Below are 23,428 nucleotides of genomic sequence, written 5' to 3' on the forward strand. Positions count from 1 at the left end.
TACTTAGTATTTTAATTTTGCATGTATTAGGAGGAAAGAATCAAGCATAAGGCCTAATGAATTTATTAGTTTATTTATGTTTCTTTTCATGTATAAATTTATAGAAAGTTTTATATAGAAGTTATTTTATGAGCAAAATTATAGAAATCAGAGCGCCAAAAACTCTTGGTGGTGAATCAGTTACGGAAGGTATAGTAAAAATAAAGAAAAATATCGGCGAAGCAGTAAAAGTAGATGACTTGATCTTTGAAATTGAAACTGATAAAACGGCGCTAGAACTAACTGCAGAAGCTTCAGGACAAATAACTGAATTTTTTGTGAAAGAAGATGATATAATTAGCCCTGATCAATTACTGGCAAAACTTGCTGCAGGAGAAGTAGAAGAAGAAGTGAAAAAAGAAGATAAAGGCGAAGGCCCTGATAAAAAAGATGCCCCTTCAGCTCGTAAAATTATGGAAGAAAATGCAATTAGTGCAGAAAATGTAAAAGGAACTGGCATGGGAGGTAGAATAACTAAAGCGGATGTGATAGACCATATGAGTAAAGCTGAACAACCTTCGGTAAAACAATATGAATCGCCAAAAAGTGTAGTAAGTGGAGAGAGAAGAGAAGAGCGAGTGAAAATGAGCAAAATAAGGCAAGTAATAGCTGCTCGTTTGAAAGCATCGCAAAATACTGCTGCAATACTGACCACGTTCAATGAAATTGACATGAAAAACGTCATGGATCTGAGGGCAAAGTATAAAGAAACTTTTGAAAAGAAATATGGAATAAAACTGGGTTTCATGTCGTTTTTTATAAAGGCAGCAGTGCAAGCACTAAAAGAAATTCGTGAGATTAACGCTGAGATTTCAGGTGATGAAATTGTATATAAAAATTACTATGACATAGGTGTTGCTGTTGGCACTGATAAAGGTCTTGTTGTACCAGTTATTCGTGATGCTGATCAAATGTCATTTGCTGAAATTGAACTAACTTTAGTTGCTCTTGGCAAAAAAGCACGAGAAGGTAAGCTGCAAGTATCGGAAATGGAAGGTGCAACATTTACTATCTCAAACGGTGGTGTATATGGTTCACTTCTTTCTACTCCGATAATAAACCCTCCGCAATCTGGAATACTTGGCATGCACTCAATACAAAATAGGCCAGTTGCTGTGAGTAGCTCAATTGAAATCAGACCTATGATGTACATTTCCCTCTCTTACGACCACAGAATAGTTGATGGCAAAGGAGCAGTTACTTTCCTTGTTAAAATCAAAAATTACATAGAAGATCCAAATAGATTGGTTTTGGAAATTTAAACAGATTAAAAAAAGACAAGTAAGTTTTTCTGAAGTTTTTAAGGTGGGTGTTACAGCTGTACAAACATTTGTTTATAAAGGTAACTTATACGAAAAATGGTCAGTACGAGCATTGTGATTTAGGCCTAAAAAATGCGAGTAGCCCATTTGGTGTTATCCAAGTAGCTGACACTGGGATGGCTTTGTTGCACCACTCAAGGAAAGAACAGGCAGTTACTGATGGAATTTGTTATAAAATAGATATTTAGCCGACAAAGGAAAAATATGCCAATAAGAATGAAAGTCAGTAACTGCAATGAATATAACAAATTTCTTCAAGAAAGGGGAAATGTTTTTCATTATATCAACGATGCCATTGAAAATTGGTACGAAAATAGTCCAAAAGTAGCAGGTGGCAACAATGTCTACAGCGACAAAGTAGTGATTCTAATTCACATAATAACCTATCTATTCAGGATTGGTCTTAGGCAAACAGTGGGATTTATAGAGAAATATCTTGAGCAAATAGGGAAAATTTTGCAAATTATCAGCTATTCGCAGGCTTCAAGAAGGTTTAAAAAGCTTAATATCAAAATCAACGACTGCAGAGTTGATAAGAACGATATGGAAGATATTGAAATTGCTATAGATAGTACAGGTATCAGCATCTACAATAATATTCCAGGCCATAGTAAGGCAAATGGTACAGATAGAAAGTATCGCCGCTATGAGCAAACAAGAAAGCTACATGTAATGCTAGAGATAGGTAGTAAAAAAGTTATAGCTGCAAAATACAGTAGTGGAGTTTATTCCGACCACTATGGAGCCTGTGATCTTATTGAAAGAGTGGATACCAAGTATAACATAAGCACGATATATGCAGATAGGGCATATAATCGAAAGAAGTTATACAAACTGTGCGATGAGCTTGACATAAAGACAAGGATTCCTCCGCAAAATAATGCAGTAGAGCATCCAAAGTTGGATTATATGAATGAGAGAAATTCTACAATCAAGCTCATAAAGTCATATGATGAAGATGGTATGAAGAGGTGGAAAAAAGAGATAAATTATTGGAAGAGATCTTATATAGAAAGTTTTTTCTCGCGACTGAAGCAAATATTTGGATTTAGTTTTAGGAATAAATCTGAGATTAATCGTGAGAAGGAACTGCTACTCAAGTGTTATTTGCTTAACAAATTTACTGAAATAGGCATGGCTAAGTTTGATATAGCTTCATGAATTTATTATACATTACCCACTATCCGAAGAGCTGTGCAACAAAGCCCACTGGGACCCAAATTGCAAGTAATGCATTAGGTTGGGTGAGTATAGGTCTTGCGTTATAGAATAACATCATTTACTATGTGCCATATTGCAATGTTTGTAAAGTTGTGTGTGTGGTCCACCAAAAGGGTGTCAGCTACTTGCATGACACTATCTGCTATTTTTCCTTATCTGAATGAATACAAAACGGTTTTTGGTTACTCACGAAATAGATTTGTCCATTTTGCTCTTATTATTTAAAACGCTTTTATGTCAAATATATCAAATTTTTATTGTCCCAAATTTGGGAGAAAAACCCTGGACTTAAAGTCCATCCTTTTAAGAATATAATTTTAAGGTGAAAAATCTGAAAGAATGTGGAATATTATAGAAAAAGCAGTCACTCTGTATATATATCACATAGTGTGGATAACAAAATATCGATATCCAGTACTAGTTGGAGATATTGGACAGAAAGCTAAAGAAGTTGTACAAGAAGTATGTGCAAATAATCAAGTAGAAATTATCAGAGGTAGAGTTGCGTCAAGTCATGTACACGTATACGTTTCTGTACCCCCATACTTAAGTATTAGTAAGTTAGTGCAGTTAATAAAAGGAAAAAGTTCCAGAAAAATCCAGCAAAACTTTCCAGAGCTAAAAAAGAGATATTGGGTTGTGGGCAGTAGGCTAGTTTGTCAGGACTAGCGGAAATGTAACTGACGAAATGATAAAAAATTATATTGAAAATCACTCTAAAAAAGAAGATAAATTTGGTGACTTTCAAGTCGAAAGTTAGCATTCTATGCTCTCTCTCAATCTTTGGATTTTAATCCATAGTGGTTGAATTGACATATGTTAAAAACATTCTAAGATAAGACTATTTATAGAATAAGGGGGTATATAATGTTAACTAATTCTTTTAAAAAAAGTTTTGAAGCTGTTCAAGGTATATCTGAATCAGTATCGAGTGATAAACCGAATAGGACTTTCAATTTTCCTCCGAATAATAGGGTGAGAGCAGATGATCATCCATTTTTAGGTACCAAGCATGACCGCAAAATTGAATATTTAGATTGTGATGATGAAGAGTCAAAAAGGCGAATTCTTGCTGATAGCTCTCCTTATAATTCAGAAAATGAAAATCACGGTAAATATCTAAAAGGCAAGATTATTGATGAAACTAAGCAAGAAATTGCTCAACACATAGAAAACAGTGATGTAGAATCTGTACAGCTTAGAGTGAGAAGTCCAATTAGAACTATGTTGACTGCAAGAACTGTGCTGAATGATAATAAAGGAAAAATAAACATTAGTAATATTTTAACTAATGATTTTTTTGAAAGCAATAGGATAACGGCGGTTACATTGTTGCTACCTGGAGATGAAAAAAGAGGAATGCGTGGACGAGTTGATGAGCATGGAGTAAGAATTTATGAAGTAGCTAATGGCTCATATAACATGACTTTGAATTGGTACGATGAAGAAAAAGAATGTAAAATGAAAATTAATATTAGTGATGACGGTTCTATCAAGCTTATTGAAAGCAATGATATCACTTGGGAGCAAATAGCTGCACATAAAGAAGTAAAAGTAGGAAAACAATACGAAGCGAAGTCCTTGTATGATGCACTATCCTACTTACGTAAAGAAGGTTCTGAAATAGTAAAAGTTTCACAGAATCCTTCAACAAGTATGGAAAGTGTGACTATATCAAAACAACTTTCTTCTGCCCAAGGAGTAAGTAAATAAGAAGACTTTATGAGCTGCTTGCAAATATAGGCAGCTTATATTTCAGTATCCTTATTTCATGTTCTCTAGAGTATTTTTATTTCCTGTAATCTTTTTATAAAAACCATAGGCGCCAGTTGGTTTTAAAGTAAAGGTCAAGTATCTGGAATTCTGGACATAAAATCCTCCTGTGTAAAAAAAGTTAGAAAAAAATGCAGTGCATATACGACAGATATACACTGAAGAATATATTTTTTAATAAATTTGATTAAAAAGTCTGCAGACTAAAGATAGATTTTGAGCTCTTAAAATATCTCTAATTGTAATTATAATGAGGTTGGAAATATGCGGAAGTAATTTTTATACGTTAGCTACAGTTAAAACATAATTGACTTTGCCTAGTTAATATTTCAAATTATAAAAAAGGCAAATAATTTCTATGATATTGCAGGGTAAAAAAGGGTTAATAACCGGAATAATAAATAAGAGGTCAATAGCATATGGTATAGCAAAGACTCTCTCAGAGCACGGAGCTGAGCTTGCAATCACTTATCAAAATGAAGTAATAAAAGAGAAATTATTACCAATAGCGAATGAATTAAATGTGGAGCTAACACTACATTGTGATGTTTCAAATGAGGAAATCATACATAGTGCTTTTAAAGAAATAGAGGAAAAGTGGGGTGCTATTGATTTTTTGGTACATGCAATAGCATATTCTGATAAAAATGAGCTCAATGGTAAATACGTCGATACTTCACTAAACAACTTTCTCAATGCAATGCATATATCGTGCTATTCTTTTACTGCTTTAGCAAAAAGCGCCGAAAAAATGATGTTAAATGGTGGTAGTTTACTTACTTTATCTTACTATGGTGCTGAAAAAGTTATGCCAAATTATAATGTGATGGGTTTATGTAAAGCAGCACTTGAAGCAAGTGTACAATATATAGCATGTGATCTTGGGCCAAAGAACATCAGAGTAAATGCAATTTCTGCTGGTCCAATCAGAACTTTGGCATCTTCTGGAATAAGTGACTTTCACTCCATATCGGAATGGAATAGAATTAATTCTCCACTTAGACGCAATGTTACAATAGAAGATGTTGGCAAGGCAGCACTATACTTATTAAGCGACCTGAGTAGTGGTACAACTGGAGAAATTTTACATGTTGATTCAGGGTATAATGTTGTGGGAATGAAGATAGTAGACTAATACAGTACTGCAGATGCATGTGAAGCCTGTGTTTTTTTGTTATCCGAGTAATTGACATTGGAGCCCAGTGTCAGCTACTCGAATGACAACATTTTTTAATTAAATCTCGCACATTAACCATAGAGTTATTATTTTATAAGTATTTGTTGCTGCTGATCTTCTATTTTTACTTCCTCCATTTGGGTTAAGGGATTGTGCGTGAGGGTTGCTCTTGAAGTTGCCTTGCAAGGAAAAAGTCTTTTTCCTCCCGATCTTGGAGTTGCTTTGCAAGCAAGAAATCCTATTGTTCTTGTGTTTGTTTTGCTAAGACTTTATTCTTATTAAGCAGTGGTTAAAAATGAGCATGGCTTTTATTATAGAATGCCCCCCTATAGAAGTATATAGACTATGAAGACTTATCTTACAGGTTGTGGTACTTGTTGTTGATAAAATGTTTTTTCTACACGTGCTTCTTCCACACTGCACCTTCTTGATAAGACTGGCTCCTCAAGGCATTTTATACGTTGCTGTACATCATTAATGCACTGCCCTATAACATCACCAATTTTTCCATCAGCATTTTTTGCCAATAACTCATCAAACTCCCTCTCAATCTCTACTCTCTCAGAGATATCCTTTGAAAGATCACAATATTCCAAAATTTCATCTATCTGAAGTTGTTTTGCTAATAGAAAGTCTTCTTGCTCCTGCTGCTGTTTTATTAACTCTTGAGTTACAATTTTAGCCCTAGAGTAATGATTTCCTTCAAGATATATTGTTTCTCTCTCTTTACTACCCCATAACTCGTCATTTAATTTATAACTCTCACGATTAAACATCTGATTTAGTTGATCATTGTTTATCATTTCAGGATTTGGTTCAAACTTTTGTTGTTTCTCTCTGCCGCTAACTTTACAATGGACATTAATTTCAATGTTGGCTAAAGAAGCTAATAATTGAATTTCTTCAATAAAAGGAAAATAACTTTTACTTTCTATTGCTTCTAGATAGGATTGATAGAGTTCAGGTTTGTCAAGAAATGAGCGTGTAATAAAATCACTGTTATATTCGGCATTATAGTCACTCTCACCAATGCCATCAAGAGCCTCTGCATATTCACTTAGATTAAGCACAGCTTGATTATGCGATATATTAAATTTGCTAACAGCTCTACTTACTAACCTCTTCACATTACCTTCAGCATTTTCAATTTTCCTATTTGTTTGCTTAACCAGACCCTTTATTTTATCAGACTTGCCAGTTAAATCCCCTGGCTTATTAAAAAACATATTAAAAACCTTTTCTAGCTGATCCTTTAAAGGAGCTGGCATACTTGGATCATCTAAAGACGTAAATCGACTTAAAAATTTGTGCCATTCCATTCTCATATCTTGCGCTCTTTCAGCTTTATATGTACCAGAACTGTTATCACCAAACACTGCATGAAAAAAGCAATTGCCATCACCTGCAGTATCATATTTAACTACTTGGTTATTAGAAGGTTCTTTTTCTACATTACTCTCTGAAGTCTTGCGTCCTTTAGCATTTTCAATACTGTCAAAACCATTTGGTAATTTCCGTTTTCTAAGCCCAACCATAATTTCTACCTTAATTCAAGCTATATGTTATTATATTAACTAACTTATTAATAAGTAACTAATTAGGTATAGCAAAAATTTTTTAATTATGCAATAATTAAGGCTTTAAATAGCAAATATGAGCTTTAACTGTGGTATAGTTGGGTTACCAAATATAGGAAAATCAACTTTATTTAATGCACTTACAGAGTCAAGTGCAGCTGAAGCTGCAAATTATCCTTTTTGCACAATCGAGCCAAATGTTGGCAAAGTGCCAATACGAGATCAGCGTTTGAAACAAATTGCCTCGATTGCTCACTCAGGGAAAATAATCTACAATCAACTGGAAGTTGTCGATATTGCCGGCTTGGTTAAGGGTGCGAGCAAGGGTGAAGGACTAGGAAATAAATTTTTGAGTCATATCAGAGAAGTTGATGCCATTGTTCATCTGCTCAGGTGCTTTACGGATGACGATATCAGCCATGTAAACAGTAAAATAGATCCAATATCAGATGCTGAAATAGTGGAAATGGAGTTAATTCTAGCTGATATTGATAGCATAGAAAAAAGGCTTCCTCAATTGGAAAAGAAAGCAAAGCAAGGTGATAAAGAGCTAAAGAGACAACTTGAATTAATGCAAGAGGTATTAGCTACTTTAAAATTAGGTAAACCGGCAAGAAGCTTGGAGAATATCGATGAAGATGAGATGAAGTTGCTTCAATTGCTAACAACAAAGCCTGTTATGTATGTATGCAATGTTGAAGATACGAATATCATAACTGGTAATGAACTATCTAAAAGGGTGGAAAAAATGGCGGAAGAAAATAAAAGCAAATTTTATTGTATTTCAGCGAAACTTGAAGCAGATATTGCAAATCTTGATAGTGAAGAGGAAAAACAGAATTTTTTATCAGAATTTGGCTTACAAGAATCAGGACTTGATGGAGTAGCACGTATTATGTATGAAGTGCTAAGTATGATAACTTTTTTTACTGTGGGCCCCAAAGAAGCACGTGCATGGCCAATAAAGATAGGATCAACAGCTGACAAAGCAGCAGGTGTAATTCACACTGATTTTGAAAAGGGCTTTATAAAAGCAGAAACCATAAGCTTTGAAGACTATATAAAATATGGAAGCGAATTAGCTTGCAAAGATGCAGGGAAAATTCGCTTCGAAGGCAGAGATTATATCGTGCAAGATGGCGATATAATGCACTTTAGATTTAATGTCTAATTAGTCTAGCACCTTCCTGATGCAGCCCGTGAATTTTTATATTCTCTTCTCTCTTCTTCCTCTATCTCCTCTTCAGATAAAGGAGAGAAAGAGAACTGCCCTATCTCCAGATTATCAAGTTTAGTTCCAGGAGTTTCATCACATCTCTTTATTATCTCTTCCTGTGATTGTACATCTTGCTCCAGATATCCTTCTAAAAATTCATGTAAAGCTTTACCTTCTATAAGCACATCTTCGCTTTGCTCAGCTAATTTCAAAATTTCGTCTAGTTCAACATCTTTACCATTAATAGTTGCCTGACCAATCTCAATTTCACTAGGATTTACATTTAAACTAATAAAGCAGTTAACAGAATTACCTTTCTCATCTTCTGCACTCCACCTAATTTTCATATCGCATGTTGCATCTTTTGCAAAGCGGTAATTTCTTTTTCCATTATCATTCTTCTCAACCGTTGCTATTCTTTTATCGTTACTGTATATTTCTACTATCTTTACCTCATTTTTATTTCTTTCCATCCCTTCAATTTTGTCAGTGAAAAGACGGCTGATTTCTAAGCTACACCCAGGCTTAGAAATATTAATACTAAGATGATCATAATGATTAAGAGAACGTTTTGCATATGCGCATGGCACATAACATCCATCAAAAAAGGCAACTGCACTATCAGTTTTGAGAAATTCCTGTCCGTTACTCATCCCTTCTTCAACTCGAAGAAGATATCTACCCAACCTCTTTTTAAAATTCTTTCGCTTGTCTTCAGGAATAGACTTTTCATTCAATATACTTATTATTTCTTTTTGCTTACTTAATACTACATAATTAAAAAGGAAAATGTTCTTATTCCATCGATAATAATTCGCTATTTTGTCAAATGGATCTGCAGGCCAGCCTTTATTATAATTTACGTTATCCTTATCATCTTTACACAAATTATCCTTAAGGCCAAAATTCAATTTTCTAAAATCTGATAATACTTCTTCTACCCTATCTTCAAAAAATTGAAGTTTATTTTGAAATTCTTTCCCATAATTCATTTTCTCATTTATTTTAAGAAGATATTACTAAATTTCTTCCTAAAATTTTCTTGATCTTTGTGGGCAAGCCTCTGATCTAATATATCTGTTATGTATTTTCGCTTATTCAATATTACGTAGTTAAAAAGGTCACTTTTTTTCCTCCTTTCATAATCTTCTGCTATTTCGTTAAAACACTCATTACTGTTCTTAAAATCCAATTTTTCGAAGTCTTGGAGCACGTTTTTTACATCATCCTCACTAAATTGAAGATTTGTTTGAGGAGACACGTCAGTTCTACTTTGATCATCAAGTTGAGGATTTTTTTTAGTAGATTGGACTAATAAACTTTCTGTGCTGTTAGAGAAAGAATGATTATTTTCTTCAGATTGAGAACTTTTCTTTTTAGACGTATTAGTAAAAAAATTAGTTAGTGAACTAAACATTAAGCACCTCTTAGTATTACTATTTAACTATAACTTAATGCCAAATGTTGTAAAGCTAAAATTAATATGTAAATTCATTTTTTTAAGACAATTATAAGTATCTTCCTTCTATAAAAATTTTATAATCAGCATATGACAAATGTTTAAGATATTGATTTTGTTTGTATTTTTATTACTTTACCAGGCAATATTATTAATGAATTAGTCAGACAAATATCTTGGCCAAACTTTACTCCATCCACAAACTCTCCATTTGTTACTCCAGTTGCAATGAACACTGATTCACTTCTTGCCATGTCTTTCACGGTGTAGATTTTTTCTGGGTCAGTGATATTCAAATTTTTTGCTCTTTCTTTTAATTGATCCGTGTCAAATATTAATCTTCCTTCTATCTGCCCACCGATTGAGCTTAGCGCTGCTGCTGCAAGCACTCCTTCTGGAGCTCCTCCTGTGCCGATATACATATCGTGATTGCCATTTATTAGCGAAACTATGGCTGCAACATCACCATCATCTATTAATTTCACTTTTGCTCCTAGCTTCCTAATTTTTGCTATTAATTCATCATGTCTTTCACGTTTAAGTACAGTTACTATAAGATCACTTGCTTTACATCCTTTTGCCTTGGCTAAATTGTCCAGATTCTTCTCAATCCTATTTTTTAGTGAGACTACACCCTCTGGGAGATTTTTTCCCACTGCTATCTTTTCCATATAAACATCAGGTGCATGTAAAAAATTACCTTTTTTTGTTGCAGCAAGAACAGACATTGCCCCTTGTTTATAATGAGCGCAAATCGTAGTGCCTTCAAGTGGATCAACAGCGATGTCAATCTCAGGGCCACTTCCTGTGCCAACTTTTTCTCCGATATATAGCATCGGTGCTTCGTCCCTCTCCCCTTCCCCAATCACAATTCTACCATTTATTTCCATTGAGTTTAGCACCGTACGCATTGCATCAACTGCAACCTGATCGGCCTTTTTTTCATTACCAAGGCCTGCCAATTTATATGCAGCAAGTGCTGCAGCTTCGGTTACTTTCACTAACTTATAGGCTAAATCTTCTATCATTTGCTCGAGAATCATAAATCAATATATATCATGCCACTTGATACTGCAAGATTACTTGACTGAATAATGAAAAAGTTGATATAATAAGCGTATAGCAATAATAGTAAGATTTGAATATGATCGGTAATTTAACTTATGAAGATGTAAAGAAATTTGTAACTGATAATCCTAATATAGTTGCTCAGGAATTTGGTGAGAAGCTAAAACAAAGTGGTCCAACAGATGCAAAGATTTGTGATTTGTTTATGGATATTCTCCGCTCAGGGAAAAGCAGTATTTTAAATGATTATGATACATTTCTAAAAATTGTTGAATTGCTCGCAAAGTCAAATATTAAAATTGATATTGGAGATACTACTTCTAAAACTGTATTAGATTACGCTGTGTCAGGTGAAAAACCTAACGTTATAAAGATATTTTTGGATAGCGATAAATTTGATCAAGAAAGAAAATCGAATGCTTTGTTGACCGCCGTTAATGAAGGTAAAGTTCAAGAGTTTGAGATATTTTTAGATTACATAGATCATACGAAAATACTAGAGGTTCTTAACACAGCTCCTCACAATGAGAGCACTGAAGTTATGAAGATACTCTTGAATAACAAAAGATTTACTGGAGAAGAGAAAGTTCAGGCTTTGAGTAATGCCTCTGTAGATGGCGACCTACCAAAAGTTAAGTTACTTTTAAAGTATATGACAGGTATACCAGAAGATGACATAAGAAATCTTCTAAAAATAATTGAAGAAGGGAAATTATCACTCAGAGAACAACTTCAAATAGATTCTGAGTTTAAAGTCGACTTCAGCAATTCTGATCACAATAAATATCTCTCAAGCTGTGTAATAATTGCACTGCTTAGATCAGCAATAAACAAGAAGCAAAACACACCTGATGGAGCGGAGTCCAATGTCAGTAATACAAGCACTGGTCTCACGCTAAATAATGATGACATTAGGAATCTGTGTCTTGATATAGATAGGGTTACAAAAAAGGATAGCACAGTTACTAGTTTTGAAGATTTGCAAAAAAGGTTAAGAAGGAAGGGAATTAATCTTCAGAGCAAATGTGAAAAAAATGCTGTACTAGAATATGCAATTAAAGATCAAAATTTGAACGTTATAAAATTTCTCTTACAAAATGGAATGACCATCATCAATGCAATCGGTCAAGAAGGAAGGTATTACGTTAGCAAAATTGAAGGAGACAAACCTATATTATGCTTTGTTGTCTCTTACACTGATGATGACAATGCTGAGATTCTGAGCACGTTACTGCAAAGTGTTAATGCAGAGCAATCAAAACTAGATCCTGAAAGTGAATTGTACAGATTATATCAACAGTTAAAGGATGATGCATTCTGCACTGCTTCTTCAAAAAAGAATTCTGTGGCAGCAACAGCACTGATACAAAATGATCGAGAAATAATTGTGCCGCATGGATCAGCAACAAATAAGGAACAAGAAACATGCCACATAGAAACAAATAGTGTATCCAATAGTAATAGAAATGTTATTAGTAGACCTGTAGCAACAGTGCTCCCTGTTAGTACTAATTGCAATAATAACAAAAATGAAGCACCTGTATCAACAAGGACTGGCCCAACTGTCACACCAAATAATGATAAGAAAGCTAACGGCTTTGTAGAGGCTCAATTTTCTCCACCACATGAAAAAGAAACTAAATACAAAAAAAGTAAGGAGAGTTTTTACGCCTCATTAAGGAGTGATGTTGTTGGAGTTGTTATTGCAGGATTGTTTGTTGCTGCTGCTGTGATGGTTCCATCTTTAGCTGGTGCATTAGTTTGCAGTGTCCTAGCTATTTTAGTTGTAATAGTAACTGGATTACATGTAAAAAATTCTACACTGCCAAGTTATAGAGCAATGGAAGAAAATAAGGTTGAGCATATAAACCCAAGCACGCAAACGCTGTAAGTTGAGAAACTGGGACTCTAACTCCTAGAACGGTGTTGTAAACCTGTGTTAGTTTCTCCTACTTTATTAAAATTAAGTGGGACTAGTGCGATTCGAACGCACGGCCTTCGGATTAGGAATCCAACGCTCTATCCTACTGAGCTATAGTCCCATGTCTTCTGCTATTTATGCAAAATTATAGCAAAAAGTCTCGCATTTTTCTAGGTACCCTGTACAATTAATTCACAATAATAAAAAATATTTCTGTATTTCTTGAATGTAATACTGTTATATTTAATAATACGATTCCAGTTGAAAGATTAATGCTAGTTAACAATATTAGTTACTTTTATAGTAATCAAGATGGCTTTGCTTTAAGCAACATCAACATTCAAGTGAAGAAAGGAAGTGTTGCCTGTTTACTAGGTCATTCTGGCTGTGGCAAGTCAACAATTCTAAAATTAATCGCAGGAATAGAAAATCCAAAATCTGGAACCATTGTTATAAATGATAAATTAGTTGCAAGTAACAAAGTGTCAATTGCTATAGAGCGTAGAAATATCGGATTGATTTTTCAGCATTCTGCATTATTTCCTCATAAAACAGTAATAGAAAATATAACTTTTGCTATTTGCAGTACTTCTAAGAAAGAAAAATACCTTACTGCATTGGAAATCTTAAAGCTATTTAATATAGAAAAATATGAAAACATGTACCCTCATGCTTTATCAGGAGGACAGCAACAATTAGTTGCAATAGCAAGAGTAATGGCGCAAAATCTTGATGTTGTTTTGCTCGATGAACCATTTTCTAATTTAGATATACTGCTCAAATATCGAATAAGGCACCATATATTGTCACTTTTTAGAAGCAAAAATATTCCTGTACTCATGGTAACTCATGATCCGCAAGAAGCGTTGAAAGTTGCAGATTTTATTTACGTGATGAAAAATGGTAAAATTATTCAATCAGGAGTTCCTAGCTACATATACCACAGACCTAAAGATGATACGTTAGCAAAATTTTTTAGTGAGCTTCCTTTTACTCTACAGCTAAACTAAACTTAATGTTAGGCTAAAACTATTATAAGATAATTAAAAACTCTTGATTTATAATTCAATAAAAGTGATATAATTTATGTATCACTTGGCTTCAGTCAAGTTTTAATACCTAAAAGTTAATATTTTCAACGGAGGTACAAATGAGTTTAGGTCCATGGCAGCTGTTTCTAGTCTTAATAATAATCTTAGTTCTGTTTGGTGCAGGTAGGTTACCACAAGTTATGGGTGATTTAGGCAAAGGCATTAAAAACCTTAAACAAGAACTTAAGGATTCAGAGAAACTATCATCTAGTGAACCAGATCGTTAGCTTCCTTATGTTTCGTGACACGCACTAAAGTGCGTGTCATTTGTTTAAACAAGGCTAAAGAATTGAAGAGTTATGATTGAAGTACAGTAATAATTATGTTAGTTAGAATGTTATTAAAGGTTAATCGTGGAAGAAAGTGAGAAATTGACTGAAGATAAAAAATTGGCCTCTGATATTCTAAAAGAGGTTGCAGATACCAATAACAACGATAGTGATAAAGTAACATTGTTCGACATCAAAACAGCTTTACATGAGCGTGGTTTTGGTATTTTAATAATCATCTTCTCTTTACCGCTATCAGTACCTATACCTGTTCCACCTGGCTATACAACCATTCTTTCTATACCTTTAATCTTATTTTCACTGCAGCTTCTATTTGGGTTTGATTCTCCTTGGATGCCTAATTGGCTAGAAAGGAAATCTTTTCAACGTTCAACACTAGCTCTCGTGGTAGAGAAAACTTCACCTATATTAAAAAAAATAGAAAAGTTCATGAAACCAAGAATGTCTTTTATTTTTCTTGGTCCGGGTGAAAAGATTCTAGCTTTTATGATGTTGCTTTGTGCAATAATAATAGCTCTTCCATTACCTTTTACTCACTTCCTTCCTGCAATTGGTATAACTCTTATTTCACTCGGCATTATGGGTAAAGATGGATTTTTATCTACGTTAGGAGTGTTAGTTTCATTCTGTGCGTTATTGGTTACCCTTATTGTAATAGTTAAAGGACCAAAACTTATAGCCGGAACACTTTCTCTTCTTAAAAGCCTTATAACTTAAAAGCTTTACAACACTTTAATAAAAGAATGAAGTACAGCATGAAATGAATAATCGATATTGAAATATAGCAATAACTATGTTAGTTAGAAGTTATATTGTTATTAAAGGGTAACTGTGGAAAAAAGTGTGAAATTGACTGAAGATAAAAAATTGGCCTCTGATATTCTAAAAGAGGTTGCAGATACTAATAATAACGATAATGATAAAGTAACATTATTTGATATTAAAACAGCTTTACATGAGCGTGGTTTTGGTATTTTAATAATCATCTTCTCTTTACCGCTATCAGTACCTATACCTGTTCCACCTGGCTATACAACCATTCTTTCTATACCTTTAATCTTATTTTCACTGCAGCTTCTATTTGGGTTTGATTCTCCTTGGATGCCTAATTGGCTAGAAAGGAAATCTTTTCAACGTTCAACACTAGCTCTCGTGGTAGAGAAAACTTCACCTACATTAAAAAAAATAGAAAAGTTCATGAAACCAAGAATGTCTTTCATTTTTCGTGGTCCTGGTGAAAATATTTTAGCATTTATAATGCTGCTTTGTGCATTATCGATAGCAATCCCACTTCCTTTAACTAACTTCATTCCTGCAATTGGTACAACTCTCATTTCACTGGGTATCATGAGCAAAGATGGATTTCTCTCTATAATGGGAGTATTAGTATCATTGTGTGGGTTATTACTTACTCTTGTCGTAATAGTTAAAGGACCACAGCTTATATTTGGAGCATTTTCTTTTCTAAAAAGCTTTGTATATGGTTAAGCTTTACAACACTTTAACAAAAAAAAAAGAGCCCTTTACACCGATCGATAAAGATCATATAAAAATGTACGTTTGTGGGCCAACAGTATATGATACAGCACATATAGGTAATGCACGTTCTATTGTTGTTTACGATGTATTATTTCGACTGCTTAAATTTTGTTATGGAAAAGTTACTTATGTGCGTAATATAACCGACATCGATGACAAGATAATCAATGCAGCAAATGAGAAAAATAGTAATATAGAAAGCATTAGCAAATATTACACTAAAACTTTTCATGAAGACATGGAAAGCATAAATTGTGCAGAACCAACATATGAACCAAAAGCAACGGAAAACATAGATAACATTATCAAGTTAATTGAGTCTTTGCTGCAAGCTGGTCATGCTTATGAATCCAATAAACATGTATATTTTAGTGTAGAATCTTACCCTGAATACGGCGTTTTATCAGGAAAAAAAATTGATGAATTAAACTACGGTAGTAGAGTTGAAGTTGGTGAAAATAAAAAACACCCAGGAGACTTCGTACTTTGGAAACCTGCAAACGAAACTGACTATAAACTTTCAAGTCACTGGAATAGTCCATGGGGAGAGGGAAGACCAGGGTGGCATATAGAATGTTCAGCAATGTCATATGCTTACCTTGGCAAAGATTTTGACATTCACGGTGGGGGTATAGACTTGCAATTTCCTCATCATGAGAATGAAATTGCACAGAGTAAATCTGCATTTGCTGAGTCAACGTTTGCAAAATATTGGGTACACAACGGGTTTCTTACGGTAAATGAAGAGAAAATGAGCAAATCCTTATTTAATATAGTCAAAGTAAGGGATTTGTTAGATAGTGGAATAAAGGGTGAAGTAATACGTTATGCGCTGCTTAAAACTCACTACAGAAAACCACTTGATTGGACAGAAAATGTTATCTCTGAGTCGCAAGAAACTTTAAACAAGTTTTATCGGTTATTACGTAGTACATGTATTGAGGAAAGTGATACAGAAGTCTCTAAAGATTTTATAGAGGCTTTGAAAAACGATTTAAACATTCCTGAAGCTGTAGCCATATTGCATGAAATGGCTACAGAAATCAATAAGACAAGTAATGAATATGAGAAGCTCAAATTAACTAAGAAGTTTGTTAAAAGCGCAAGGTTCATTGGTATTCTTGAGTCAAGTTATCAAGAGTGGTTTGCAAGTGGTGTGAGTCATCAAGAAATAGAAAGGTTGATAGACTTAAGAAAAGTAGCAAAACAAAATAAAGATTATGATACTGCAGACAAAATAAGAGAGCAATTGAAACAAATGGGGGTTACAATTTCTGACAACGAAGATGGTACAACAACTTGGTATGGAAAATTATCTCCTATTGTTTATAGATAGCCTAGTATCATCGCTTATCTTACCCATACATCAAGGTTTTGTACTTTACACTATGTTATGCTTTAGGTCAAACTACGATCAACTACTTATATTACTTTTTGGAGTATTAGGATCCAGTCTTGGTGGAATAGCTAACTGGTATTTAGGTAGAATAACAATTTTTATCAGAAGATCACATCACAAATTAGAGAATGAAGACAAAACACCAAAAATTGTAAGGCACCTACTGATTTGTGCAGTTGCATTGCTTTCGTGGGTACCAGCACTTGGAAGTGTGACTCAGATTTTATCCGGTTACTTCAAGTTAAACCTTTATATTCTTGTTCCCTTAATTATTTTATCTAACTTCCTCTGTTTGTTGTATCTAACGTTTACCATCTAACTAAACATCAATAAACAACTTTTCTTCTGGTCATATTGAGCTAAATTTCTTCTTCAAACTACCTTTTAAAATGCTTTTATTACTTTTTGTCATAATACGATCAAATACTCCTAATAACCTCTTAAGTAAGCTTGGGGTTAGCGAAGAGATAGGATTAACAGATACGTTGTTGTTTTTATCATCACCATTTGCTTTGTAGTCTATTGAAATAATCCCCCTACTCTTTCCACCAGTCAGAAGTTTTCCGATTATAGGGATTTTCAACAAAGATTTGTTAATTGAGTATGCCGGTATTACTTGTCCTTCAACCTGGAATTTATAACCCTTAATATCGAGCGTACCACTAGTGCTAATGCCTAGTTCCGCTCCTTCAAGCCAAGATTCTTCAATTTCAACAGTGCCATCTTTATATGAAAAAGGTGCATTACACTTATAAAAATGTACACCTTCGTTCTTTATAGCATTTACAATACCAGGCAGTGAAGACATTGATAATAAAGTGGTAAGCAGTGGAGCATCTTTGATATAGAAATTGCTGATAGATAACATACCATAATGTTCTCCATTTTCTCTCTTAGAAGATAGATAAAGAGATAATTTGCCATTTTTAACTGATTTACCAATACCTAAAGAACGCAAAAGCATACCTGAATTATCCGAATATATTTCAAGCCCTATTTCACTATGTTCTACTAGTATATTACTGTTATCTTCTAAAAACTGTCCTGTGAATTGACTTCCACTACAATCACCTTTAGCACAAGTTACATTTAGCTTAGCATCTTTTATGATAATTCCTTCTTTCATAATTATATTATCAACATTCATAGTAACTTCTATTTTGTTATTTAATCGATTACTATCTTTGCCAAGTAAACCTAACACATCACTTAAGTTGATTTTCTCACCGTGAATAGTTATGGCATTTTTCTCCTTACCTGATTCAATTTCTATACTAAAATTATTATCAGGTAATTTAAAGTTGCTAGAATTTAAATATAGATTTCCATTTTCTACTCTTCCGCTAAATTTTATGTCTAGATCATTTCCTACAACATCTAGTTTATCTATTAGTAACTTACCTACTCCTTTTAGCCTTGTAGAAAATAAAACTTCATTGTGATCTTCAAAATGGTTTTTCCACCCTAAGTAGCTTGAACGCAACTCGAGCTCTGATAAATCTATATTACCATTAATATACCCTGTTTTGTCTTGATACATTACTGACTCTATATTTGCATTGATATAGCCATCACCGAAATTAAGTATTTGAGCAGGCAAATCTCCAGTCAAACTCCAGGCAAAATTTTCATTTTTATTGCTACTTTTGAGGTCAAATAGCAGCTGTGTATTATTTACCATACCACTGCCATTTAAATCAATAAAATCTCCGCCGAAATCAAGCTTAATCTCATATTTACCAAGACTGCCATTATACGCGACAAAATTATCAATTTCAGAATGAAATTTGGCTAAAAAATCTACTTTTTTATCATCAGCATTTAAATTAAAAATGTGAAAACTGAATACAGATTTTGCTATTCCACCTATACTGTCCCTTGTAATCTTCATCATATCATCCAGCTTAAATTTTATAGGTTCATATAACCCATAAGCATCACTTACAGCCTGACCATTAATTGTGAGAACAGAATCCTCTTTATTAAGAGATTGCATCTCAATTTCGCCACCATCAATATTGAAATTCTGGAACTTAGCGCTATTTACAATAATTTTGAGATTGTTATCCTTGAGGGTTAACTCACCGTTCAAGTTCTCTACTCGTTCAAAATCCTCATCAAATTGAACGCTGCCATTTTCTATATCAGCAACAATTACAATACCTGACAGATCATCATTTATTAAACTATCGATTTTACCGTTAAAACTTATAATTGTATTTATAATATTCCCATCAATATTATTACAATACCACTTTCTAAATTCATTGTTCACTAGACCATCTGGTACATAAGTACATAAATCTTTTGCAACAAGTTTACTAATATTAACTCTAAGCAAAGCATGATTTGTGCCAAAGTTCATTTTACCAATCAAAGAAAGGTAAGTATCATTTAACTTAAAATGAAAGTTTTTTATGCTAATGATTTCATCACTATATGTCAAATTTACATTTACATTAGTCAAGGCTAAGTTTTTACCTGAGTGACTCTCTGTATTTAACACGTATATGTTTCCGTCCACAACTTCATCCTTTCCATTAATTCTAATTGAAAAGTTTCCTTTGAATCCTATTTCTTTGTCCAAATTGTAACTTTTAACTAGTGTGGAAAATTCGTTAAATAGCCCCAACTTTAGGTTATAGAATGTTCCATAGAAATTTAGTAAATTATTACGGTTTTTTATCGTAATGGATAAATCATCTAGAAACCCTTTACCTTCTTTTGTATGGACACGAATATCCAAAACATTGAAATCTTCCCCCTTCCCTACATATACTTTATCAATAAAAAATTCACCTTCCATGCTTTTATTGATAGCAATGTTAGTAATTTTAATCCTTGAGTCTGCATTGAAGTAGAAAAAAAATTTTCTTATTGTCTTTAGCAGATTTTTTGTACTACTCATCTTCTCTGTCATTACAGATGTTATCTCTTTGCTCTCCTCCCTCTTGATATATATGTGTACATTATCAGCTAAAACCTGAGAGAACTTTTTGGAACTTAACTTAAAGTGTACGAAAAGCTCAGGAACTTCTATTGTAAAATCAGGATTTGTTATTTTTAAATCTGTAATGACTAGCTTGCCATCTTGATGCCAAATAACCGAAGTACTCTCCATGCTGACATCCGAATTGGTAAATATCTTTAATATTTTTTTCTTTATATAAAAATTAATATAACTAATATTGATTTCTAGAGGTCCCTCACCTTTAAAAAAGATAAAGAAGCAGGATATAAATAATAAAATTATAGAAAATGATATAGTAATTTTTTTAAGCATTGATTATTGCTTTTCTTGCTAGAATATCAGCTTCCTCATTGTATTTGTCACCATTATGCGCTTTCACCCAATTCCAATTAATTTCGTGTTGCAAAGCAGCATTATCTAATTCTTTCCATAATTCTATATTTTTTACTGACTTCTTATTACTTGTCTTCCAGCCGTTCATTTTCCACTTATTTATCCATTCTGTTATACCGTATTTAATATAGAGGCTATCCGTATACAAACTGATATTACAAGGAAATTTTAATACCTTCAGTCCATTGATCACTGCTGTTAACTCCATTTTATTATTTGTAGTATTTTCTTCTCTACCACAGATGTTCTTTCTATGATTTTGAAATAATATGATTGCTGCCCACCCTCCTGTCCCTGGGTTACCAGAGCATGCTCCATCTGTGTATATTGTCACTTCCTTTTTCTTCATCTTTAACTGTAGTGAATTAATAAAGTATATCGTTGCTTCTATAAAATCACAATTTTTATAGATATAGAGGCAATTTAAGCCGCACCTTTAAATTTTATTATGGAAATAAAAAAAAGTGCTACAACGAGCATTATTAGAAGAGAAAGTAAAAGATAGTTTTTATGTTCTTTCATGGTTAAAACAAATCAATAGAGCAGTAAATAACGCTGGCAAACAGAGAAAATAGATAAGAAATCGAATAAGAAAACATTTTTTTCTGCGAGCTATGACTCTTAAGCCTTATAACGGATGCAGCAGACCAAATAAAAACACACCCTTCAATAATTGCCATATTGAGGTAAAATAGAGCCTTTTTCAAAAATAGTGCTGGGAGTAAGCTAGTTAATACGAGTAACACGCTATAGATTAATATATATTTCCTCGTTTTTTCTGGACCATAAACGATATTGAACATTGGAATCGATGCTTTTGTATAATCTTCAGATCTATTTAAGGATAGAGCCCAAAAATGTGGTGGAGTCCACATAAAAATTATTAAAAATAGAATACAACTTTCCCAGCTTACAGAGTCAGTTACAACCGCCCAGCCAATCATTGGAGGAAAAGCACCTGCTGCACCACCAATAACAATATTCTGCGGAGTACGCCTTTTGAGCCAAATTGTATACACAAAAACATAAAATAATATGCTAATTGCAAGCAAAGCAGCAGAAACATAGTTCACTGCTATTGCCATGATAAATACTGACAATATTCCAAGAGTTATGCCAAATTCAAGCGCGCTTTCTGCAGAAACTCTACCTGAAGGTATAGGGCGGTTTTTTGTTCTCTCCATAAGCAAGTCTATATCTCTGTCATACCACATATTTATTGCACCTGCAGATCCTGAACCAAGAGCAATGCACATAAGAGATATTAGTGCAAGGAAAGGATGAATGCTACCTGGTGCAGCAACTATTCCAGCAATTGCAGTAAACACTACAAGGTACATTATCCTTGGCTTTAGCAAATGCCAAAAATCCAGTATTGTTGATTCAACATTTAGCAAAACACTTGTGTACATTCTATTTTATCACTGGTGGTTTTTCAAAAGTATGAAAAGGCGGTGGTGAAGATACCGTCCATTCTAAAGTGTCACCTTCCCAAGGATTATCTCCAGCTTTCTTGCCCCATTTGAAGAGATGTATAACTATAAACACAAAAAACATAACTGAAACAAAGGACATATATGAGCCAACTGAGGATATATAATTCCAAGGGATAAACGCGTCGGGATAATCAGGTATACGCCTTGGCATGCCGGCTAATCCCAGGAAATGCTGAGGTAAGAAAGTAACATTGGTGCTAATAAAAGTGAGCCAAAAGTGTACCTTTCCTAAACACTCGTTATATTGCTTACCTGACATTTTGCCTATCCAATAATAAAAACCAGCGAAGGCTCCAAATAATGCAGCAAGCGACATGACATAGTGAAAGTGAGCAACGACATAATAGGTATCGTGTAAAAGTTTATCTATTCCACCGTGAGAAAGAATTATCCCTGTTATACCACCTCCAACAAACATGAAAATAAAACCTAATGCAAACAGCATTGGTGTCTTCAATTCAATCGCTCCACCCCACATAGTTGCAATCCAACTAAAGACTTTTACACCAGTTATAACACCAATGAAAATTGTGCTAGTGCTAAAAAATATAGCAGCATCCTCGCTAAGCCCAACAGTAAACATATGGTGAGCCCAAACCATGAAGCCAAACGTTGCTATTCCTATCATGGCATAAACCATTCCCATATAACCAAATACTGGCCTATGAGAAAAAGTTGACACAATCTGACTGATGATACCAAATGCAGGAAAAATAATTATGTAAACTTCTGGATGACCAAAAAACCAAAACAGATGTTGAAATAACACAGGATCACCACCACCAGCAGGATCAAAAAAGGAGGTACCTATATTACGATCAGTGAGCAGCATAGTTATAGCACCAGCAAGTACCGGTAAGGCAACAATTAACATAAATGACGTGAGTAAAATAGACCAAACAAATAGTGGTATCTTAGTTAGTGACATACCTTTTGCACGCATATTGAATATGGTAACTATAAAGTTGATCGCCCCAACAATTGATGACATACCAGCAATATGAAGTGCAAGTATAGCAAGATCAACTCCTGCACTTGGGTGGGACATAATTTGCGACAAAGGTGGGTATAAAGTCCATCCTGTTCCAGGACCTTCGCCAGCAAATACCGAGAGGATAAGCAAAATAAAAGATGAAACTAACAACCAAAAACTTAAATTATTCATACGAGGAAATGCCATATCTGGTGCACCAATCATGAGAGGTACGAACCAATTACCAAATCCTCCCATTAAGGCTGGCATTATCATAAAAAACACCATTATTACCGCATGCCCTGTAATCATTACGTTATATAGCTGGTAATTATTGTTAAGTATATTAATGTGCATTAGCTGAGTACGAATAATTACCGATAATAATCCACCAATAATTCCAGCTAATATGGAAAAAATAATGTATAGTGTCCCTATATCTTTGTGATTAGTAGAAAACAGCCAACGTCTTATACCTTTTGGTACATCACTCATATCTATAC

General features: G+C 33.8%; 21 protein-coding genes, 1 tRNA gene and 1 pseudogene. 14 read left to right on the top strand and 9 right to left on the bottom strand.

Annotated features, from left to right (window positions below; genetic code table 11):
• Positions 1 to 128 precede the first annotated feature (128 nt).
• The 6 genes and pseudogenes from odhB to ACQ4M0_RS01210 all read left to right on the top strand — a co-directional run bounded on the left by odhB (position 129) and on the right by ACQ4M0_RS01210 (position 5,490).
• Positions 129 to 1,301 carry a 2-oxoglutarate dehydrogenase complex dihydrolipoyllysine-residue succinyltransferase gene (gene odhB / locus ACQ4M0_RS01185; RefSeq protein ID WP_007302840.1) on the top strand — a complete coding sequence of 391 codons (1,173 nt, stop codon included), beginning with the start codon at positions 129 to 131 and terminating at the stop codon, positions 1,299 to 1,301.
• A 68-nt stretch (positions 1,302 to 1,369) separates the two neighbouring features.
• A complete protein-coding gene (locus ACQ4M0_RS01190; protein WP_438456488.1) occupies positions 1,370 to 1,549 on the top strand; it encodes a hypothetical protein in 180 nt (59 codons plus the stop codon).
• 16 nt (positions 1,550 to 1,565) lie between these two features.
• Positions 1,566 to 2,522: an IS5 family transposase gene (locus tag ACQ4M0_RS01195; RefSeq protein WP_213863789.1), complete on the top strand. Its 957-nt coding sequence runs from the start codon at positions 1,566 to 1,568 to the stop codon at positions 2,520 to 2,522.
• A 401-nt stretch (positions 2,523 to 2,923) separates the two neighbouring features.
• A pseudogene (tnpA, locus tag ACQ4M0_RS01200) lies at positions 2,924 to 3,342 on the top strand (IS200/IS605 family transposase).
• 107 nt (positions 3,343 to 3,449) lie between these two features.
• Positions 3,450 to 4,295 carry a hypothetical protein gene (locus tag ACQ4M0_RS01205; protein ID WP_007302842.1) on the top strand — a complete coding sequence of 282 codons (846 nt, stop codon included), beginning with the start codon at positions 3,450 to 3,452 and terminating at the stop codon, positions 4,293 to 4,295.
• A 418-nt stretch (positions 4,296 to 4,713) separates the two neighbouring features.
• On the top strand, positions 4,714 to 5,490 hold the full coding sequence (locus ACQ4M0_RS01210; RefSeq protein ID WP_438456489.1) for an enoyl-ACP reductase FabI: 777 nt from the start codon (positions 4,714 to 4,716) through the stop codon (positions 5,488 to 5,490).
• 395 nt (positions 5,491 to 5,885) lie between these two features.
• On the opposite strand, the gene ACQ4M0_RS01215 is transcribed toward ACQ4M0_RS01210, so the two are convergent.
• Positions 5,886 to 7,067, bottom strand: coding sequence for a hypothetical protein (locus ACQ4M0_RS01215; RefSeq protein WP_010406367.1), 1,182 nt, complete (start codon positions 7,065 to 7,067; stop codon positions 5,886 to 5,888).
• A gap of 118 nt (positions 7,068 to 7,185) precedes the next feature.
• Here ACQ4M0_RS01215 and ychF point away from each other — a divergent pair, with 118 nt between their 5' ends.
• Positions 7,186 to 8,280: a redox-regulated ATPase YchF gene (gene ychF / locus ACQ4M0_RS01220; protein WP_010406370.1), complete on the top strand. Its 1,095-nt coding sequence runs from the start codon at positions 7,186 to 7,188 to the stop codon at positions 8,278 to 8,280.
• Between the two features lie 5 nt (positions 8,281 to 8,285).
• Here ychF and ACQ4M0_RS01225 read toward each other — a convergent pair whose 3' ends face one another.
• The 3 genes from ACQ4M0_RS01225 to glpX form a co-directional block, all read right to left on the bottom strand.
• Complete coding sequence (locus ACQ4M0_RS01225) at positions 8,286 to 9,317, bottom strand: hypothetical protein (RefSeq protein ID WP_438456490.1); 1,032 nt, start codon at positions 9,315 to 9,317, stop codon at positions 8,286 to 8,288.
• Between the two features lie 8 nt (positions 9,318 to 9,325).
• Positions 9,326 to 9,742, bottom strand: coding sequence for a hypothetical protein (locus ACQ4M0_RS01230; RefSeq protein ID WP_438456491.1), 417 nt, complete (start codon positions 9,740 to 9,742; stop codon positions 9,326 to 9,328).
• Between the two features lie 143 nt (positions 9,743 to 9,885).
• Positions 9,886 to 10,809, bottom strand: coding sequence for a class II fructose-bisphosphatase (gene glpX / locus ACQ4M0_RS01235; RefSeq protein WP_438456661.1), 924 nt, complete (start codon positions 10,807 to 10,809; stop codon positions 9,886 to 9,888).
• Between the two features lie 119 nt (positions 10,810 to 10,928).
• Between glpX and ACQ4M0_RS01240 the strand changes: the two genes are divergently transcribed.
• Positions 10,929 to 12,743, top strand: coding sequence for an ankyrin repeat domain-containing protein (locus ACQ4M0_RS01240; RefSeq protein WP_438456492.1), 1,815 nt, complete (start codon positions 10,929 to 10,931; stop codon positions 12,741 to 12,743).
• Positions 12,744 to 12,820: 77 nt separating this feature from the next.
• Here the strand turns inward: ACQ4M0_RS01240 and ACQ4M0_RS01245 are convergent.
• Positions 12,821 to 12,894 (bottom strand) — tRNA-Arg (locus tag ACQ4M0_RS01245).
• A gap of 151 nt (positions 12,895 to 13,045) precedes the next feature.
• Between ACQ4M0_RS01245 and ACQ4M0_RS01250 the strand changes: the two genes are divergently transcribed.
• The 6 genes from ACQ4M0_RS01250 (at position 13,046) to ACQ4M0_RS01275 (ending at position 17,411) form a co-directional block, all read left to right on the top strand.
• Positions 13,046 to 13,783: an ABC transporter ATP-binding protein gene (locus ACQ4M0_RS01250; protein WP_438456493.1), complete on the top strand. Its 738-nt coding sequence runs from the start codon at positions 13,046 to 13,048 to the stop codon at positions 13,781 to 13,783.
• Positions 13,784 to 13,923: 140 nt separating this feature from the next.
• Positions 13,924 to 14,091, top strand: coding sequence for a twin-arginine translocase TatA (gene tatA, locus ACQ4M0_RS01255; protein ID WP_265024981.1), 168 nt, complete (start codon positions 13,924 to 13,926; stop codon positions 14,089 to 14,091).
• A 126-nt stretch (positions 14,092 to 14,217) separates the two neighbouring features.
• Positions 14,218 to 14,871: an exopolysaccharide biosynthesis protein gene (locus ACQ4M0_RS01260; RefSeq protein ID WP_007302768.1), complete on the top strand. Its 654-nt coding sequence runs from the start codon at positions 14,218 to 14,220 to the stop codon at positions 14,869 to 14,871.
• Between the two features lie 114 nt (positions 14,872 to 14,985).
• Positions 14,986 to 15,642: an exopolysaccharide biosynthesis protein gene (locus ACQ4M0_RS01265; protein ID WP_007302767.1), complete on the top strand. Its 657-nt coding sequence runs from the start codon at positions 14,986 to 14,988 to the stop codon at positions 15,640 to 15,642.
• On the top strand, positions 15,635 to 17,029 hold the full coding sequence (gene cysS / locus ACQ4M0_RS01270) for a cysteine--tRNA ligase (protein ID WP_012481729.1): 1,395 nt from the start codon (positions 15,635 to 15,637) through the stop codon (positions 17,027 to 17,029). Before ACQ4M0_RS01265 ends, cysS begins: the two co-directional genes overlap by 8 nt.
• Positions 16,998 to 17,411, top strand: coding sequence for a YqaA family protein (locus tag ACQ4M0_RS01275; protein WP_012481730.1), 414 nt, complete (start codon positions 16,998 to 17,000; stop codon positions 17,409 to 17,411). Before cysS ends, ACQ4M0_RS01275 begins: the two co-directional genes overlap by 32 nt.
• A 30-nt stretch (positions 17,412 to 17,441) precedes the next feature.
• Here ACQ4M0_RS01275 and ACQ4M0_RS01280 read toward each other — a convergent pair whose 3' ends face one another.
• From ACQ4M0_RS01280 to ctaD, 4 genes are all read right to left on the bottom strand, one after another.
• Complete coding sequence (locus tag ACQ4M0_RS01280; RefSeq protein WP_052264839.1) at positions 17,442 to 20,375, bottom strand: YhdP family protein; 2,934 nt, start codon at positions 20,373 to 20,375, stop codon at positions 17,442 to 17,444.
• Positions 20,368 to 20,805, bottom strand: coding sequence for a ribonuclease HI (gene rnhA, locus ACQ4M0_RS01285; protein WP_007302764.1), 438 nt, complete (start codon positions 20,803 to 20,805; stop codon positions 20,368 to 20,370). Before rnhA ends, ACQ4M0_RS01280 begins: the two co-directional genes overlap by 8 nt.
• Positions 20,806 to 20,980: 175 nt before the next feature.
• Positions 20,981 to 21,868 carry a heme o synthase gene (locus tag ACQ4M0_RS01290; RefSeq protein WP_213863697.1) on the bottom strand — a complete coding sequence of 296 codons (888 nt, stop codon included), beginning with the start codon at positions 21,866 to 21,868 and terminating at the stop codon, positions 20,981 to 20,983.
• Position 21,869: 1 nt separating this feature from the next.
• A complete protein-coding gene (ctaD, locus tag ACQ4M0_RS01295; protein ID WP_438456494.1) occupies positions 21,870 to 23,420 on the bottom strand; it encodes a cytochrome c oxidase subunit I in 1,551 nt (516 codons plus the stop codon).
• Positions 23,421 to 23,428 lie beyond the last annotated feature (8 nt).

The organism is Wolbachia endosymbiont of Kerria lacca (assembly GCF_051602725.1).
Taxonomy (GTDB): domain Bacteria; phylum Pseudomonadota; class Alphaproteobacteria; order Rickettsiales; family Anaplasmataceae; genus Wolbachia.

Excerpts from the sequence above, each read along its gene's own strand:
- odhB (WP_007302840.1), top strand. The coding sequence starts at position 129 with ATGAGCAAAATTATAGAAATCAGAGCGCCAAAAACTCTTGGTGGTGAA.
- ACQ4M0_RS01195 (WP_213863789.1), top strand. The coding sequence starts at position 1,566 with ATGCCAATAAGAATGAAAGTCAGTAACTGCAATGAATATAACAAATTT.
- ACQ4M0_RS01205 (WP_007302842.1), top strand. The coding sequence starts at position 3,450 with ATGTTAACTAATTCTTTTAAAAAAAGTTTTGAAGCTGTTCAAGGTATA.
- ACQ4M0_RS01210 (WP_438456489.1), top strand. The coding sequence starts at position 4,714 with ATGATATTGCAGGGTAAAAAAGGGTTAATAACCGGAATAATAAATAAG.
- ACQ4M0_RS01215 (WP_010406367.1), bottom strand. The coding sequence starts at position 7,067 with ATGGTTGGGCTTAGAAAACGGAAATTACCAAATGGTTTTGACAGTATT.
- ychF (WP_010406370.1), top strand. The coding sequence starts at position 7,186 with ATGAGCTTTAACTGTGGTATAGTTGGGTTACCAAATATAGGAAAATCA.
- ACQ4M0_RS01225 (WP_438456490.1), bottom strand. The coding sequence starts at position 9,317 with ATGAATTATGGGAAAGAATTTCAAAATAAACTTCAATTTTTTGAAGAT.
- ACQ4M0_RS01230 (WP_438456491.1), bottom strand. The coding sequence starts at position 9,742 with ATGTTTAGTTCACTAACTAATTTTTTTACTAATACGTCTAAAAAGAAA.
- ACQ4M0_RS01240 (WP_438456492.1), top strand. The coding sequence starts at position 10,929 with ATGATCGGTAATTTAACTTATGAAGATGTAAAGAAATTTGTAACTGAT.
- ACQ4M0_RS01250 (WP_438456493.1), top strand. The coding sequence starts at position 13,046 with ATGCTAGTTAACAATATTAGTTACTTTTATAGTAATCAAGATGGCTTT.
- tatA (WP_265024981.1), top strand. The coding sequence starts at position 13,924 with ATGAGTTTAGGTCCATGGCAGCTGTTTCTAGTCTTAATAATAATCTTA.
- cysS (WP_012481729.1), top strand. The coding sequence starts at position 15,635 with ATGGTTAAGCTTTACAACACTTTAACAAAAAAAAAAGAGCCCTTTACA.
- ACQ4M0_RS01275 (WP_012481730.1), top strand. The coding sequence starts at position 16,998 with ATGGAAAATTATCTCCTATTGTTTATAGATAGCCTAGTATCATCGCTT.
- ACQ4M0_RS01280 (WP_052264839.1), bottom strand. The coding sequence starts at position 20,375 with ATGCTTAAAAAAATTACTATATCATTTTCTATAATTTTATTATTTATA.
- rnhA (WP_007302764.1), bottom strand. The coding sequence starts at position 20,805 with ATGAAGAAAAAGGAAGTGACAATATACACAGATGGAGCATGCTCTGGT.
- ACQ4M0_RS01290 (WP_213863697.1), bottom strand. The coding sequence starts at position 21,868 with ATGTACACAAGTGTTTTGCTAAATGTTGAATCAACAATACTGGATTTT.
- ctaD (WP_438456494.1), bottom strand. The coding sequence starts at position 23,420 with ATGAGTGATGTACCAAAAGGTATAAGACGTTGGCTGTTTTCTACTAAT.